Origin of the sequence: Mycobacterium sp. 1274761.0 (assembly GCF_001668615.1) — a bacterium.
Classification (GTDB): Bacteria; Actinomycetota; Actinomycetes; order Mycobacteriales; family Mycobacteriaceae; genus Mycobacterium.
Genome location: NZ_LZMC01000055.1, coordinates 38,485 through 52,851, shown reverse-complemented (window position 1 = coordinate 52,851; position 14,367 = coordinate 38,485). Strand labels below are relative to the sequence as shown.

Genomic DNA, 14,367 nt, shown 5'->3' with positions numbered 1-14,367 from the left:
CACACACTGTCGCGATAAGCGACAGCGGCCAACGCAGAAACAACGGAAGGAAACAAGATCAATGACCGATGTAAACGACCTCAACCCCGAGAAGGTGCGCCAGCTCATCGCCAACGCATGGTCGGCCCTCGACCCGGCAGACCGGGCCGAGCGGTTCGCACACGACATCGAGCACGGGGTGCCAGGCGTAACCATGCATCCGCAGGGTGAGGCCATCGAGTTCGTGCGCGGGGGTCGGACATTGGCCCTGGTGCACCGCGACCTGCTGTGCGGCGACGGCCCACTTGACGCCGACGCCGAGTTCGTGGCTGACGACATCGACGCCGACATTGAGCGGCTACTGGACGAAGACAACACGAATGGAGGTGACAACGAATGACCTGCCAACTGTGCGGCAACAGCCTCATCGACGGGCATCGCCACTCGTGGCTGTTCAAGCTGTATGTGCGAACCGTGATCGACCCGATGGTTCGGCTTGAGCTTCGGTTGCGGAGGCGCTGATGCCCAGCGCAGCACCCCGAATCTGTGCCCGTTGCCGAAAAGCTTTCACCGGCAGGCGGTGCCCGTGCCGACCGGCGTGGGAAGGCACCAAGCCCAGAGCATCGCGCGGTGCACGCGGTCAGCGGTTGCGCGCCGCCAAACTCAACGCCAACCCACGATGTCAATGGCCGGGATGCAGGCGACCAGCGGTCACCGTCGACCACATCGTGCCGCTCGCCGAAGGCGGCGACGAGTGGGCATGGGAAAATCTGCAGTCGCTCTGCCACCCATGTCATGACCGGAAGACGCGCGCAGAGGCGCAGCGCGGCAAGACGAGGCTACGATGACCGCCCCGGAATCCATTGCGGCCCAAAGCCACCCGAGAAGGGGGGGAGGAGTCAATCGAGGGAGGCAGCTCAGGAGTGAACGACCCGTCGTCTCGGCATATGCCGTCTCAAAATTGCAAAACCCCCTTGACGGGCCAATGGGCGCTGGAAGAGGGGGTTACGTTGTGTGCCAACGAATTCCATGCCTTAATGACCACTAGAATCGGGTGTAGCATGAGCAACATGGCCAAGATGCGGGAGATACATCCGGTCAGCGACACTGACCTGCGGCTTTGCGCTGTGAGCGCGGAGCTAACACTTGCCCGTCAAGCACTAGCAGTGGCGACCCAGAACGCGATGGCAGCCGCTCGCGACGCCGCCGCTGCCGGTCAGTCAGAGGTCCAGATAGCCGCGCAGCTGGGCATCGCGCGGTCGCGAACACTGCGAAGGTGGTTGGGCAAATGACTGAGAATACGCCGCTGAGCGAAGCCGAGCACTACGACGAGCACGGCGAGCTGTGGGATGAGTTTTACCCCGAAGACGGTGGTAATCTTCAGAGTTAAGGATGCGTGTGTGTTCTAGAGACGCACACCCGTCCCCGGCCCGGTGGCCCGAGAGGGGTGCCGCGCCACACGCAGGTAGCGCCGCCCGGTCTCCTGAGACCGCGTTCCCTCCAAGGGATTCAAGAGCCAGCGACCAGCGTTTTCACGGCCTTATTGGCCGGTCTACCCCCGCCTGCGCGGTGTCTTAATCCTTTCTGGCCGCGCGGGCGGGGGAATCGGCCTTTCCCCGAAATGCGTTTTGATTCTTAGGAGATATGACTTATGGACACCGACGAAATTCGCCGACTCACCCACTCGGAGGCGGTTGACCGACTTCATTCAATCGCCGAGCGGCTGGAACAGCTGAGCGGTAAGCACCGCTTGAGCAAGCGGGACGAGCAGGAATTTATAAGCCTCCGAGACGAGTTCGACGCCACCAATCGGCGCCGCGAGACTTTGGAGCGACGGCACCAGCTCGCCAGTGTTGGGCGCAACGGTGACAGCGGCGGCTACCGGGTGATCCCCGGCACCGAGCGGGATTCAACGACGGGCAACGACGACGACGACGGCCCACGTCCACACATGCGCGGTCAGCGCACCGCCGCGATGCGTGTGTTGGATGGCCTGGTCGACGGCAACCAGCTGCCCGCGCGTAGCGCCGAAGCTGTTGAGGCGCTTACCCGCACCGGCAGCCCAATCGAGCAGGACTGGACAGCGCGCGTGGTGCAGGCCACGGGCAGCCGCGACTACCTGAAGGCGTTTTCCAGGTTGGTCGCCGACCCGAACCGTGGTCACCTGTTGTGGACACCGCAGGAGCAGGAGGCGTTCCGGCGGGTCGAACAGCTGCGAGCCGAAACCCGCGCCCTATCCACCGTCGATAGTGCGGGTGGCTATCTCAGTCCGTTACAGCTTGATCCGGCTGTGCTGATCACCAGCGCGGGCAACGTGAACCCGCTACGTCAAATCTCAAGGGTGGTGCAGACGGTCAGCGACACGTGGAACGGCGTCACTAGCGCTGGTGTCACCGCCGAATGGCTGGCTGAGGCAGCGGAAGCGTCCGACGCTAGCCCGACTTTTGCACAGCCGAGCATTCCCGTTTTCAAGCAGTCGGCGTTTATCCCGTTCTCCTACGAGATCGCGCAGGACGCCACCAATTTCACACAAGAGATAGGCAAGCTGCTGGTCGACGGACTCGACCAATTGTCAGCGACCGCGTACACCACGGGCAGCGGCACTGGCCAACCAACCGGCATCATCACAGCGTTGGCGGCGTCGTCACCAACGGTGGTCGTCAACACCGCAACCCCCGATACGCTGGTGGCGGGCGACGTGTACGCACTCCAAAATGCTTTGCCGCCAAGGTTTTCCACGAATGCGCAATGGTGTGCGGCACTGCCGATTCACAACATGTTGCGTCAGATGGAGACCGCCAACGGTGCGTTACGGTTCCCCGGTTTGCACGACAACCCGGCAACACTGCTGGGCCGCACAGCAAACGAGCTGTCCAACATGGATTCGGTGATCGACGCTGGGCAAACCAATTACGTCTTGGTGTACGGCTCGTTTGAGCACTTCGTAATTGTCGACCGCTTCCCGAGCACCTTGGAGTTGATCCCAAATCTGTTTGGTGCCAACCGCAGGCCGACCGGCCAGCGTGGCATGTTCTTATGGGCGAGAACAGGTTCGGACAGCGTTGTCGATAACGCCTTCAGGTTGTTGCAGGCATAAGTGAGCCACCTCTGCGGGGTCGGGGGCTTCCCTCCTATTGACCCCGGCCCCGCACAGGGTTCACACCGGAAAACGACGAATCATGTGCACACACATAGACATCGACAACCTCGACCACATTGATACCGCATGGGAATTGATCCAGCGCGCGCAGCACTCGTTGGATGACGCCCGCACCAACGCCACCCGCGACTGCGTTCCTTCGCTGCTGGAATCCATCGCGGCGTCGCTGCTGGCCATCGCGAAACGGACCTAACCGCGCTCAACATCACCAGCCCGGCGGCGGCGGGGTCGGCTCTGGCCAGCCGGTGATGTACTCAAGGTTTAATGCGGCGTAGTAGCGCGCGTACATCAGCATTCTGTCCGGCGAACGCCCTTGCCGCTCGATGTCTCGCAGTTCGGCAACCTGCGCGGGCGTGAGCTGGTCGGCGATGTCATACCAGGTGGTCATGGCTGGCAGGGTAGCTCCAACGAAACTCGTTCGTACAGAGCGAAATTTATATTCGATACGCCTTGCCGCCGTCCGCCATGCTGTCCCGCTCAGCGGGATGGAGGGCGTGTTTCGCGAGAAGATCGCGGGACGACGGCATGACTTAACTTCGGGTTCTATAGACCCCGAAGTCTCAGTCGTCTACCTGGAATGGTTCCGATGGCAACAGGTAACGCTCCTCAAAGTCGTGGTTCAACCCCATGCGAGCATGCCAATCCCTCGCGAACGCTATAGCCGAGTCGCACGCCCAAGCGGCGCACCCCGCACCGAGTACCTTGTTCGGATACCAGCCAGATACGTTCTGCCGATTCTGGCGCTCGGGCGTGATCTTCGATTCGAGGCCAGCCACCAGTTTCCGTAGACGGCGTCCAACTTCCTCAGGATCGCCCTGTGTGTGTGGTTTGAAGTGCACTAAGGTATTTCGCAGGTCGACAAGTATGTCGACACTCTGAAACGGCTCCGCGTTGTCCTCCATGCGATCATGACCCGCGCACACCAGCGCCAGTTGAAACTTGCTAAGCACGCTCATCATGCGTTCGGCCCCGTCTTTGCCATTCCACAACTCGCGCATCGTCGCCATCCCGGCGTCAGGGATACCCTCGGTGTACGAGCTGTGCTGACCCGGTGCTTTTTCGGAGGCGTCCTGCCAGATCGCATTAACAAACGCTTCCAAGAAAGCGACGGCCGAGAAGATGGCCATGATCGCGTGGGACCGGTGCAACCTGTCGACGTTGTTGTTGCCAGCGGCAACTAGCGTGTCCTCACGCTTGCCGCACAGCCATGCTTCACGCCTCGCCGTCCACAGCTGTTGATTGGTGAGGTAGTTGCGTACGGTGACCGACGCTTCGAAGCGGAACGACGGGGGGACTGCGAATCCCTCCGGCGGGGTGTTCCGCGGGGCGCCGGGACCTGACGGTTCGTCCATAACGGCGAACGCTAATCCACTCGATGCGCCGTATGAAGGCTGCGCGCTAGGTGTGTCACCAATGACGGTGACGTGCACAGTCTGTGCTGGCTAGCTACAGACGCGCTGGGTGCCGCGAGCCAGGGTGGGTCAGTTTGAGGGGGACGGCGACCGCCAGGTTGGTGCTGTTGTCTCAACACCCGTGGGCCGGTCTGCGCGGTCACCTTGAACGGCGGGTAGAGGTTGCGGCCCCCAACCATGACAGATTCACAACGTACAAAGCTCTGCCCACCCACCGTCTACTGAACGACGTTGCCAGCAGCATGCAAGATCAAACCCGTTCGCGAGCGGCGGACGGGCGGCTGGCGCGCGCTGGGGGCTCGGAAATCAACGCTTCCAGTCGATGCGCACATACTGCCCGTCGCGTTCAAGCTCGGCGATACGGGCGGGTGTCAGCTGATCAGTGCGCCGACCTTTCGGCAGCGGCAGGATTGTGACCGTCATCAACGCATCAATCACCTGCCCGCGAATCGACGCAGAGGCGTCATCCCAGTGCTGCTGCACACGCTTGCGGTCGGCGATCAAACCAGCCACCGGGTCGTGACGGGCAGCGTCGGACAGCTGGGAGTCGATGACCGCAAGTTTGGAGCGGAGTTTGGCGGTGCCGGTGCGCAACTGACTGGCGTTGATGTCACCTTCGGCGAACGCGTCGGCTAGCTCATCGAGTCGGGCTTGCAACCCAGCCCGTTCGGTCTGCAAGCCGTCGACATCAATCTCGGTGCTGTCCAGCAACAAATGTGCGTCGGGTTGCGACAGTCGGCGCACCACGATTTCGCTCACAAAGTCGTCCAACACTTGGCCACCTCTCAGCACGTGTGCATGGTCTCGGCACACGTACGCGGAGCTTTTGCGACCACCCGGCATCGCTGACTTCATCGGCCCGCCGCAGCGCCCGCAGACATACACACCGGCACCCATGTATTTGCGCTCAAACGATGTGCATTTTCTGCGTGTCGGTTCGCTCAGATAGGCGACCAACCCGCGATGGGTGTCAACATCGATCAGCGGCGTCCAATCGCCTGCCCCGATTTCTTTGTCGCGGTGCACCATCAGACCGGCATAGCGCGGATTCATCAACAGCCGCCGGACGCGTTGAGAGTTCCACTGGCCGCTGTTGATTTTCGTTAGACCTTTTTCGGTTCGTTGCTTACCCGCCAGCGTGGTTTTCAGCCCGGCCGCGTTCCATTCCATCGACACTTTGCGGAGGCTCTTGCCCGCCAGGACGTCGTGCACGGCGGCGCGAAACGCTGTCGCTTCCGGCTCCAAGGGTTCACCGGTCGTGGTGTAGCCGAACGGGCGGTTGACGGTGCGCCACGTTCCCGCCTCTGCCCGCTGGATGTTGGCCCGTCGCTGCCGTTCGCCTTTGTGCTCAGATTCGGCGCGACTCACCGACCCGAGGATACGGGCCATCATGCGGCCCGAACTGTTGGACAGGTCGAGGTCACCGCCGTTGACGGTGCGGATCGCCACCTGCGCGGTATCGGCGATGTCGATGAGCCGTTCCAAATCTTTCATCGACCGGTACAGCCTGTCGGTGTGCCAGCAGATCAGCGCATTGATCTCGCCGCGTTTCATGGCATCGAGCAGTGACTCGAACCCTGGGCGGGTTTTGCCGTTGAACGCGCTGATGTCGTTGTCATCGAATCGGGCGACAACCTCCCAGCCGAGCTGGTCGGCCAGCGCCAGACAGTCCTCTAGCTGACGGGTGACGCCGAGGCGTTCGCCCGTCTGATCTGCGGAGATGCGCGTATAGATCGCCGCTCTGAGCTGCGACTTTGTGCTGCGTGCTGTACCCATACAACCAGTATGTCAGTCGCACAGTAGTAGGCGTAGCAGATGATGCGTTGGTCGGCGGTGGCGATGCGTTTGGTGCGGCCCAGATACAGGGGCCGGTTGGAATGGTCGTCGAACACTGCGAGGTAGTGGATCGCGTTGGCGGCCATGCGGATCAGATCGCGCATCGGAATCGTGGACCCGCCGCCGGTGCGTGCCGCCGGCGGCATCGGGATCGATGGGTTGTTGACGGCGTGGGCGGCTCGGTTCAACTCCGCGAGGGTGGTGGTGGCGATGACGGTGAGGGGTAGCCCGCGATGTTGGCCGTAGGCACCGGCGGAGATCGCAGCGCGCAGGCCGAGCTTGATCGCGTCGTGCAGGCGTTGTGGGGCGCTGCGGGCGTCGGGCTGAACCTCGACATGCCCGTCGGCCTCGGCTTGGTGGCGGCCGGGGCGGACAGCGGCATCTGCGGCTTCGATGTAGGAGCGGGTTTCGGGGTCGACCCAGCCGCTGAGGTAACTCATGCCGTCCGCGCGTTGGCGGCCCATCCTGATTCCGCTGCGGCGCCTGCGATCTTGTTCGTCGAACTCCGTGTCGGGGTTGAGGTGCTCGGCGATGTCGCGGGCCAGTTTCGCGACGTAGTTGGCGTCTTGCTTTTGCGAGTGCGCCACCAGGATGCGCTCGGTGATGTCTTTCTTGTGATGTAGGGCCGCTGGTAGTTCGTCTATGCCTCTGCAGACCGCGTCGATGTGTTTCTCCTCGATGCCCCCGCTCTCGACGGCTTCGGCCAGCCGGGGCAGCTCAGGAGACAGCGATGGACCGGTCAGCGACCGGCGGGGCCGGATACGGGCGGCGATCGCGAGCCGGTGTTTGACGTCGCCCGAAGTGATGCGCAGCCGCTGCCAGAGCAGCTTGCACATCACGGTGCCCGCAGGCAGGTCGGGGTCGTCGGCTCCGTCGGGCGGGTCGATGAGCTCACCGAAGAACCGGTACATCTGCCCGCGGTTGACCCGGTGCTGGGTTTCCAGCCGTTCGGCGACTTCCACCCGGAACGCGTTGCCGACGGAGTCGCTGGTGGCGGCGCGCAGCCGTGCGTAAGCCGCGTCGACTGCATCGAGTGCGGCGCGGATCTCGTGTTGCTGCGTGCTCTTCACACCACCACGGTATTCGAACATGTGTTCCAACAACACTGTGCGTGGGAAGGTTGTGGATAGAAGCGCAACTGTGGATAAGAGTTTGGGCGCGGCCGAGTATCGCGTTCGGATGGCACGCATTTGCGCAGGACAACTGAAGGCGGGTGCGTTACGTTCATCTGATCAAGCCGCCTGAGGGGTGGCTGCTTTCATGAAGGGCACTCGGCAGTTGGCAAAGCATCGGCGCATGTCTGAACGATCCGTCCGTGCGAGGACCCTTATCGGCGGCTTAGCCGCGGGCGGGACATTTGCCGCTTTCGCGCCGGCCGGTATGGCGGCAGCGTTGACTGACGTCAATCTGGACAAGGCCGACACACAGATCAACCCCGAAACGCCGGGCAACTCAGTAGGGCGTCCCGATTTGAAGAACCCTGCGCCGGGTCTTCGCGCGGCTCAGCAGTTCGGTGACTCGGTCTTCAACCAATCGACGCAGATCAACAAGACTCTCGATGACTCTCCGCTGGGCACCGGATATCACCAGACATTCGGCACGAGGGGTGATCTCGAGTACAACGACAAGACCGGCAAGTACGAATACACCGTCGGCACCGGCTCGAACGGTTCGTTCAAGGGTGTTGTGAACACGTCGCCCGCCGACCGACTGGGCAACGTTCTTCCCGTCCGCGAATGCAACTTGAAAGGTGACCCGAGCAGTGGAGCGCCGGTGTTCGGTTTCCGGCAGTGCACCTAAACCGCCGCCGGAAGTATCCGGTCTTTAGCTCGTCTTGCGCTTCTTGCGTTTGACGGCCACCTTGCCCCAGAGCGAGAAGCCGCGAACCCTCACGCGCGGGGCGCCGGCCACACCCTTGCCGAACTGGAGTTGGTCGAATGAGCCCATGATCCCGCGGCCGCTGAGCTCGACGTTCACTTCGGGCGGCACCAGTATCGTCTGGCCGCCCATGATCGAGTAGGTGTGAATCTCGACCTCGGGAGAGGTGAAGTCGGCGTAGCGCAGATCGATGACCCCGCCGCCCCAGAGGGTGAAGGTCGTGAGTTTTCGGGGCACGTTCCAGCGGCCGCGGCGCTCGAATCCGCTCATGATCGCCAGCAGCAGGGTCGAGGGAGCCGGGTGAGGCGGTGCCCCTCGGCGGGTGGTGGAGGCCGCGCCCGGCAGGTCTGCGCTCAGACGTTCCAGCTCGTCGTAGGTTTTCGCGGCGTACGCCTTGGTCAGCCGGTTCTCGTATTCGGTCATCGGGAGGCGGCCTTGGGCTGCGGCGTCGGCGAGGAGGTGGGCTGCCTGGATCCGATCGGTGTCCGCGGCGGGCTCCGATCGGTTTCGCGACGCTGGTGTGCTCATCGGTAGTGAGCCTACGACGCGGGAATAGGTATGCACAGGAAGATCATGTAGTTGGCGCGAGGTACTCGGCGAAACCGATACTCCCTACCGGGTTTGCGGGAACGAGGTTGGCGCCGGATCGTAGCCCGGCGCCGATGCCTCCCGGCACGGGTAACGGCAGGACAGGCCGGCGGCTGCCGCGTGCCTTCAAGTACATGCGCCCGAGCTCGGTGTGGGCGAACACCGAGGGGCCGCCGATGTCATCGGCGCGTCCCGCCGGCCCGTTGTCGATGAGAGAGACGAGGTGGGTCGCGACGTCGCGAGTGTCGATGGGTTGGAAGCGCGCGCCCTTGAACGCGAGCAACGCCGGCGAGAACCGTTGGGCCGAGAACATCGTCGCGATGAGGTCGTGAAACTGGGTGACGCGAATGATCGTGTGCCCCAGCCCAGATCCGGCCAATGCTTCCTCGACGCGGAGCTTGGTCTTGTAGTAGGGGAGGGGAATGCGGTCGATCCCGACGATCGACACGTAGAGGATGTTCGTGGTTCCGGCACGGCGCGCGGCCGAGATGAGCTGAGTGGCGGCGACGACGTCCTTGCCGCCGGTGGGCTGGGTGGCGCAGTGAATGACGGTGTCGATGCCCTCGAGCGCGGTGTCGATGCCGTCGCCGCTGAGCAGATCGCCCTGCGCCCAGTTGATGCCGGTGTAGCCGACGTGGGGCTTGCGGCTCAATGCACGAACCTTGTGGCCGGCTTCCGTTGCCTCGCAAACCACTCGGTGGCCGAGCGTGCCGGTGGCGCCTGTGACGAGAACTTCTCGAACCATCGAAAAGCGAGCCTACGCGCAAAAGCAAACGGGCACCTGCGCTGTGCGCAAGTGCCCGTTGACTTGACGAAGCTTAGAAGCCGCTTCCGGACTCAGGTGCTGGGTCCGGAGCCTTCGGTCCGCCCAAGAATTCTCCGACGCTATCTACGAACGTCTTCGGCTGGTCGAGGATGCCAAGTCCGTTGTTCGTCGAGGGGTCGCCCGCTGTTTCGTTCTGACCGTGCAGGAAGACATCGATGTTGTACTGCGGGCTGGTGGTCCGCAAGAAGTCCCCGACTTCCGCGTTGGTCACGCACGCGATATTGGCCGGATGCAGCCCGAAGGGTGGCGTGCCGCACTGGTCGGCCGATGCGGTGCCAGTGCCGGCGATGAAGCTGGCGACGCCCAAGCCGAGTCCCATGGCGCCAACGGCCGCGATGGACTTGATCTTCATTCTTTCTCCCTGTTTGAAGTCTTGATCGGTCTGCCGTTGCTCGCCGCTCAGTTAACACAATATAGCCCATGATCAACGACATTGCGCAAGTGCTGCCTTATTATCTCCGACGTCAGCGCGTTCCGCTCGCCCAGAAGCTGTCTGAAACGATCCAGCAAACTTGGTTTGCTGGCCCCTGAAATCCGCGCGAACCCGTAAAACATGCAGGTGAACGCCCATTCAAATTGAGCATCGCCGACGGTCTGGGCTGAATAATCGACAACCGTCCAATACCGGCCGTTGTGTTGGTACTTAAACGGATGTCGATGGCATGCGAAGGCCGCTGCGCCACCCGTGCCGACGACCCCTAGCGATACCGCTGGCAAACTTGCTTTGCCGTAGAAGGCCGCTCGTCAGTTGCTAGAAAGCCAGCTCGGCGGCCGCTTCTGCAGAAAGGCGAGCATCCCCTCGCGGGCCTCGTCGGAGACAAAAAGTTCAGCAGATTGCCTGGTCAGGGCCTCGGCGCGGTCATTAAATGCATTCAATACCGAAGCCGTTGTCAATGCCTTCGATGCCGCGAGACCCTGCGGCGAGCCCTTCGCGATCTGCTCCGTCAACTCCGAGACCGCGACGTCGATGTCGTCGGCCGCAATCGTCACCAGGCCGATCTCAGCGGCTTCCTCGGCGCCGAATTTCTCCCCGGTGACGAAGTAGCGCCCAGCGGCTCGCGCCGACATCTTCGGCAGCAGCGTCAGCGAGATGATCGACGGCGCCACCCCGATGCGGGCCTCGGTGAGCGCGAACGTGCTGTTGCGTCCGGCCACCACGATGTCGCACGCCCCGACGAGCCCCAGGCCGCCGGCTCGGACATGCCCGTCAATCGCGCCGATCACGGGTTGCGGCATCTCGAGGATCGCGCGGAGTACCGACACCAGCTGTCGCGCATTGGCGGCGAGGGTCTCGGCCGGGTCGCCACCGCTTGCCGCCGAAGACTCTGACAGGTCGGCGCCCGCGCAGAACGTCCCCCCTGTATGGCCCAGCACTACCGCCCGCACCGACGAATCGTCCGACGCGTCGCACAGTCCCTGGCGTAACTGGTCGACCAGAGTCGAACTCAATGCGTTGCGATTGTGCGGTGAATCCAGCGTGAGCCGCGCGACGGCACCGTCGACGGCGTAATGGACCAGCGTGCTCATCAATACGAGCGTGGCAGACCCAACGAGGTCTGCGCTACGAAGTTGAGCACCATTTCACGGCTGACCGGCGCGATGCGGGCCAGCTTCGAGGCGGTCACCGCGGCAGCGATGCCGTACTCCTTGGTCAACCCGTTACCACCGAGCGACTGCACCGCCTGGTCGACCGCGCGCACCGACGCCTCGCCCGCCGCATACTTGGCCATGTTCGCAGCCTCGGCCGCGCCCACGTCGTCGCCGCTGTCGTACAGCGTCGCGGCCTTTTGCATCATCAGCTTAGCGAGCTCGATCTCGATGTGGTTCTGCGCCAACGGATGCGACAACCCTTGGTGTGCTCCGATCGGCGTCTTCCACACCTGACGCGTCTTGACGTAATCGACCGCCTTGTTGATCGCGAACCTGCCCATGCCGACCGCACTGGCCGCACCCATGATTCGCTCGGGGTTCAGCCCGGCGAACAGTTGGGCAATGGCGGCGTCCTCCGAGCCGACAAGTGCGTCCGACGGCAGCCTGACGTCATCGAGGAATACGTGAAACTGGCTTTCCGGGCTGACGATCTCCATGTCGATCTTCGTCCACGTGAAGCCCGGGGTGTCGGCGGGCACGATGAACAGCGCCGGTTTGAGATTGCCCGTTTTATGGTCTTCTGTGCGGCCAACCACCAGCACCGCCTGCGCCTGATCAACCCCGGAGATGAAAACCTTCTGGCCGTTGAGGATCCAGTCGCTGCCGTCGCGGCGGGCGGTCGTTGTGATGCGATGCGAGTTCGAGCCCGCATCGGGCTCGGTGATCGCGAACGCCATCGTGATCGACCCGTCTGCGATACCGGGCAACCACCGACGCTTCTGCTCCTCGGTGCCGAACTTGCTGATGATCGTGCCGTTGATCGCGGGGGAGACCACCATCAGCAGCAGGGGGCAGCCAGCAGCCGACATCTCCTCCATGACGATGGACAGCTCGTACATGCCTGCTCCGCCACCGCCGTACTCCTCCGGCAGGTTCACTCCGATGAAGCCGAGCTTGCCTGCGGCTTCCCACAATTCGTCGGTATGCTGGCCGGACCGCGCCTTCTCCAGGTAATAGTCCTGGCCGTACTCCGCGGCCATAGCGGCCACGGCCTTTCGGAGCGCCTGGCGCTCCTCGCCCTCGATGAACCCTTGCACTGTCAATCTCCTTGAGGATCGTCTACACGGTCGAGTACTCGTGCTAGTTGCATGCCGACGTCTACTTGTTGGCCGGGCTCAACGTTGAGTTCGACGAGCACGCCATCGCCCGGCGCGGCCACGGTGTGCTCCATCTTCATTGCTTCCATCCAGATCAATGGCTGGCCGGCGGTGACGGTGTCACCCACCGCGCCGCCGACGCGCAACACCGAACCCGGCATCGGGGCCAACAGTGAGCCATGCGCGAGCGCAGCGGCCGGGTCGGGGAACCGCGGCAGCGCCGTGAGTTGCACTGGGCCCAAAGGGGAGTCGACGAAGACATCCTGAGAATCTGGGCCGTAGCGAGAGACGGCAAACGGCCGGTCGACGCCGTCAACGGTAATCACCACGTGTCCGGGCGACGACGACACCAGCCGCACCCCGTCGAGTCCTGGCACCTCGATGCCGTTGCGCGTGAAGCGATACCGGACCTCATGGGTCTCGCCACCGATGGTGCCGAACGACTTCGTCTGAAATGTCGACGCCACGTTGCGCCAACCGCTGGGCGCCGCCGCGGAAACCTTCGCCGTACGTCGGTTCTCAGCGGCATCCGCCAGCGCCGCGGCCAGCGCCGACAACTCGAACGCGCGCGCACCGGCCAGCGGCATGGCCAACTCAGCCAAGCCGTGGGTATCGAAGAACCCCGTATCGGTGGCGCCGTCGAGGAAGGCGGGATGGCGCAGCACGTTGACCAAAAGGTCGCGATTGGTGCGCACACCGTGAATAGCGGTGCGCGCGAGCGAATCAGCCAATAGGGCAGCCGCCTGTCGTCGACCGGGCGCGTAAGAGATGATCTTGGCCAGCATCGGGTCATAGAACACCGACACCTCAGAACCGTCCTCGACGCCGGTATCCACCCGCACGCCCAGGCCGTCGATCAGCCCGAAAGACGTTGTGGCATCACGTACATCGAAACGATGCACCGGTCCGGCCTGCGGTTGCCAGCCCCTGGCGGGATCCTCGGCATACAGTCGCGCCTCGATTGAGTAGCCGCGTGACAACGGCGACTCCGGTTCCAGCCTGCCGCCGTCGGCGACGAGTATCTGCAGCGCGACGAGGTCCAGCCCGGTGGTGAGCTCGGTGACGGGGTGCTCGACCTGAAGGCGGGTGTTCATTTCGAGGAAGAAGAAGTCACCAGCCCCGTCGTCCGAGCCGGAGGCCATGAACTCGACCGTGCCTGCGCCGGTGTAGCCGATAGCGTTCGCCGCCAACCGTGCCGCGTCGAACAACTTGTCCCGCATGCCGGTAACGCGTTCGACGAGCGGCGACGGCGCCTCTTCGATGATCTTCTGGTGGCGGCGCTGGATCGAGCATTCGCGTTCGCCGACCGCCCATACGGTGCCGTGCTCATCGGCGAGCACCTGAACCTCCACGTGGTGGCCGCTGGCCAGATAGCGCTCGCAGAACACCGTCGGATCACCGAACGCCGACTGCGCCTCGCGCCGAGCAGCCTCCACTTGCGCAGGCAATTCCGACAGTTCGCGTACGACGCGCATGCCCCGGCCGCCGCCACCCGCTGACGCCTTGATCAGTACGGGCAGCTGGTCGGCCGTGACGGCGTCCGGATCGAGCTCGTCCAGCACGGGAACACCCGCGGCAGCCATCATCTTCTTGGCCTCGATCTTGGACCCCATGGCCGCCACCGCCGCGACCGGCGGCCCAATCCACGTCAAGCCCGCGTCCAACACCGAAGACGTGAAATCAGCGTTCTCGGAGAGGAATCCGTAACCGGGATGGATCGCGTCGGCGCCTGCCGCCTGAGCCGCCGCGATCAGCTGCTGGGCGTCCAAGTAGCCGTTGCGGCCGTCGAGGCGCACCCTTGCGTCGGCCTCTGCGACGTGCGGTGCGCCGGCGTCGGGGTCGGTGTAGACGGCCACCGTGCCGATTCCGAGACGACGGCAGGTGGCGAACACCCGGCGGGCGATCTCTCCCCGGTTTGCGACCAGAACTCGAGTGATCATG

16 protein-coding genes are annotated in these 14,367 nt (G+C 63.5%); 6 read left to right on the top strand and 10 right to left on the bottom strand.

Going from position 1 to position 14,367, the window contains the following annotated elements; translation table 11 throughout:
* Positions 1–61: 61 nt before the first annotated feature.
* The 5 genes from A5651_RS09030 to A5651_RS25270 all read left to right on the top strand — a co-directional run bounded on the left by A5651_RS09030 (position 62) and on the right by A5651_RS25270 (position 3,332).
* A complete protein-coding gene (locus tag A5651_RS09030) occupies positions 62–379 on the top strand; it encodes a hypothetical protein (RefSeq protein WP_066978503.1) in 318 nt (105 codons plus the stop codon).
* Entirely contained in the window at positions 376–501 is a 126-nt protein-coding gene (locus A5651_RS26205; RefSeq protein ID WP_255361794.1) for a hypothetical protein, read from the top strand. The genes A5651_RS09030 and A5651_RS26205 overlap by 4 nt, the downstream gene beginning before the upstream one ends.
* Positions 501–827 carry an HNH endonuclease signature motif containing protein gene (locus A5651_RS25275; RefSeq protein WP_156662752.1) on the top strand — a complete coding sequence of 109 codons (327 nt, stop codon included), beginning with the start codon at positions 501–503 and terminating at the stop codon, positions 825–827. The genes A5651_RS26205 and A5651_RS25275 overlap by 1 nt, the downstream gene beginning before the upstream one ends.
* Positions 828–1,864: 1,037 nt before the next feature.
* A complete protein-coding gene (locus A5651_RS09020; RefSeq protein WP_231988627.1) occupies positions 1,865–3,076 on the top strand; it encodes a phage major capsid protein in 1,212 nt (403 codons plus the stop codon).
* A gap of 82 nt (positions 3,077–3,158) precedes the next feature.
* The gene (locus tag A5651_RS25270) at positions 3,159–3,332 is read left to right on the top strand and encodes a hypothetical protein (protein WP_156662750.1); all 174 of its coding nucleotides are present in this window, start codon (positions 3,159–3,161) and stop codon (positions 3,330–3,332) included.
* Positions 3,333–3,344: 12 nt separating this feature from the next.
* On the opposite strand, the gene A5651_RS09015 is transcribed toward A5651_RS25270, so the two are convergent.
* The 4 genes from A5651_RS09015 to A5651_RS09000 form a co-directional block, all read right to left on the bottom strand.
* Complete coding sequence (locus tag A5651_RS09015) at positions 3,345–3,527, bottom strand: hypothetical protein (protein WP_066978495.1); 183 nt, start codon at positions 3,525–3,527, stop codon at positions 3,345–3,347.
* Positions 3,528–3,699: 172 nt separating this feature from the next.
* A complete protein-coding gene (locus A5651_RS09010; RefSeq protein ID WP_066978492.1) occupies positions 3,700–4,491 on the bottom strand; it encodes a hypothetical protein in 792 nt (263 codons plus the stop codon).
* Positions 4,492–4,857: 366 nt separating this feature from the next.
* Positions 4,858–6,327, bottom strand: coding sequence for a recombinase family protein (locus A5651_RS09005; RefSeq protein WP_066978489.1), 1,470 nt, complete (start codon positions 6,325–6,327; stop codon positions 4,858–4,860).
* The gene (locus tag A5651_RS09000; protein WP_231988626.1) at positions 6,225–7,457 is read right to left on the bottom strand and encodes a DUF222 domain-containing protein; all 1,233 of its coding nucleotides are present in this window, start codon (positions 7,455–7,457) and stop codon (positions 6,225–6,227) included. The genes A5651_RS09005 and A5651_RS09000 overlap by 103 nt, the downstream gene beginning before the upstream one ends.
* A gap of 226 nt (positions 7,458–7,683) precedes the next feature.
* On the opposite strand from A5651_RS09000, the gene A5651_RS08995 reads away from it, so the two are divergent.
* A complete protein-coding gene (locus A5651_RS08995; protein WP_156662748.1) occupies positions 7,684–8,187 on the top strand; it encodes a hypothetical protein in 504 nt (167 codons plus the stop codon).
* Positions 8,188–8,211: 24 nt separating this feature from the next.
* Here the strand turns inward: A5651_RS08995 and A5651_RS08990 are convergent, their stop codons facing one another.
* From A5651_RS08990 to A5651_RS08965, 6 genes are all read right to left on the bottom strand, one after another.
* On the bottom strand, positions 8,212–8,793 hold the full coding sequence (locus tag A5651_RS08990; protein WP_066978480.1) for a DUF1707 domain-containing protein: 582 nt from the start codon (positions 8,791–8,793) through the stop codon (positions 8,212–8,214).
* Positions 8,794–8,836: 43 nt separating this feature from the next.
* Entirely contained in the window at positions 8,837–9,598 is a 762-nt protein-coding gene (locus A5651_RS08985) for an SDR family oxidoreductase (protein ID WP_066978478.1), read from the bottom strand.
* A 73-nt stretch (positions 9,599–9,671) separates the two neighbouring features.
* On the bottom strand, positions 9,672–10,031 hold the full coding sequence (locus A5651_RS08980; protein WP_066978475.1) for a hypothetical protein: 360 nt from the start codon (positions 10,029–10,031) through the stop codon (positions 9,672–9,674).
* Between the two features lie 392 nt (positions 10,032–10,423).
* Entirely contained in the window at positions 10,424–11,206 is a 783-nt protein-coding gene (locus A5651_RS08975) for an enoyl-CoA hydratase family protein (RefSeq protein ID WP_066978472.1), read from the bottom strand.
* Positions 11,206–12,372 (bottom strand): acyl-CoA dehydrogenase family protein, encoded by a 1,167-nt coding sequence (locus A5651_RS08970; protein ID WP_197496586.1) that lies wholly within the window; start codon positions 12,370–12,372, stop codon positions 11,206–11,208. The genes A5651_RS08975 and A5651_RS08970 overlap by 1 nt, the downstream gene beginning before the upstream one ends.
* Positions 12,369–14,366: a biotin carboxylase N-terminal domain-containing protein gene (locus A5651_RS08965; RefSeq protein ID WP_066978466.1), complete on the bottom strand. Its 1,998-nt coding sequence runs from the start codon at positions 14,364–14,366 to the stop codon at positions 12,369–12,371. Before A5651_RS08965 ends, A5651_RS08970 begins: the two co-directional genes overlap by 4 nt.
* Position 14,367 lies beyond the last annotated feature (1 nt).

What these genes read in the sequence shown, in the direction of transcription:
- A5651_RS09030 (WP_066978503.1), top strand. Translation starts at nt 62, where the DNA reads ATGACCGATGTAAACGACCTCAACCCCGAGAAGGTGCGCCAGCTCATC.
- A5651_RS26205 (WP_255361794.1), top strand. Translation starts at nt 376, where the DNA reads ATGACCTGCCAACTGTGCGGCAACAGCCTCATCGACGGGCATCGCCAC.
- A5651_RS25275 (WP_156662752.1), top strand. Translation starts at nt 501, where the DNA reads ATGCCCAGCGCAGCACCCCGAATCTGTGCCCGTTGCCGAAAAGCTTTC.
- A5651_RS25270 (WP_156662750.1), top strand. Translation starts at nt 3,159, where the DNA reads ATGTGCACACACATAGACATCGACAACCTCGACCACATTGATACCGCA.
- A5651_RS09015 (WP_066978495.1), bottom strand. Translation starts at nt 3,527, where the DNA reads ATGACCACCTGGTATGACATCGCCGACCAGCTCACGCCCGCGCAGGTT.
- A5651_RS09010 (WP_066978492.1), bottom strand. Translation starts at nt 4,491, where the DNA reads ATGGACGAACCGTCAGGTCCCGGCGCCCCGCGGAACACCCCGCCGGAG.
- A5651_RS09005 (WP_066978489.1), bottom strand. Translation starts at nt 6,327, where the DNA reads ATGGGTACAGCACGCAGCACAAAGTCGCAGCTCAGAGCGGCGATCTAT.
- A5651_RS08995 (WP_156662748.1), top strand. Translation starts at nt 7,684, where the DNA reads ATGTCTGAACGATCCGTCCGTGCGAGGACCCTTATCGGCGGCTTAGCC.
- A5651_RS08990 (WP_066978480.1), bottom strand. Translation starts at nt 8,793, where the DNA reads ATGAGCACACCAGCGTCGCGAAACCGATCGGAGCCCGCCGCGGACACC.
- A5651_RS08985 (WP_066978478.1), bottom strand. Translation starts at nt 9,598, where the DNA reads ATGGTTCGAGAAGTTCTCGTCACAGGCGCCACCGGCACGCTCGGCCAC.
- A5651_RS08980 (WP_066978475.1), bottom strand. Translation starts at nt 10,031, where the DNA reads ATGAAGATCAAGTCCATCGCGGCCGTTGGCGCCATGGGACTCGGCTTG.
- A5651_RS08975 (WP_066978472.1), bottom strand. Translation starts at nt 11,206, where the DNA reads ATGAGCACGCTGGTCCATTACGCCGTCGACGGTGCCGTCGCGCGGCTC.
- A5651_RS08965 (WP_066978466.1), bottom strand. Translation starts at nt 14,366, where the DNA reads ATGATCACTCGAGTTCTGGTCGCAAACCGGGGAGAGATCGCCCGCCGG.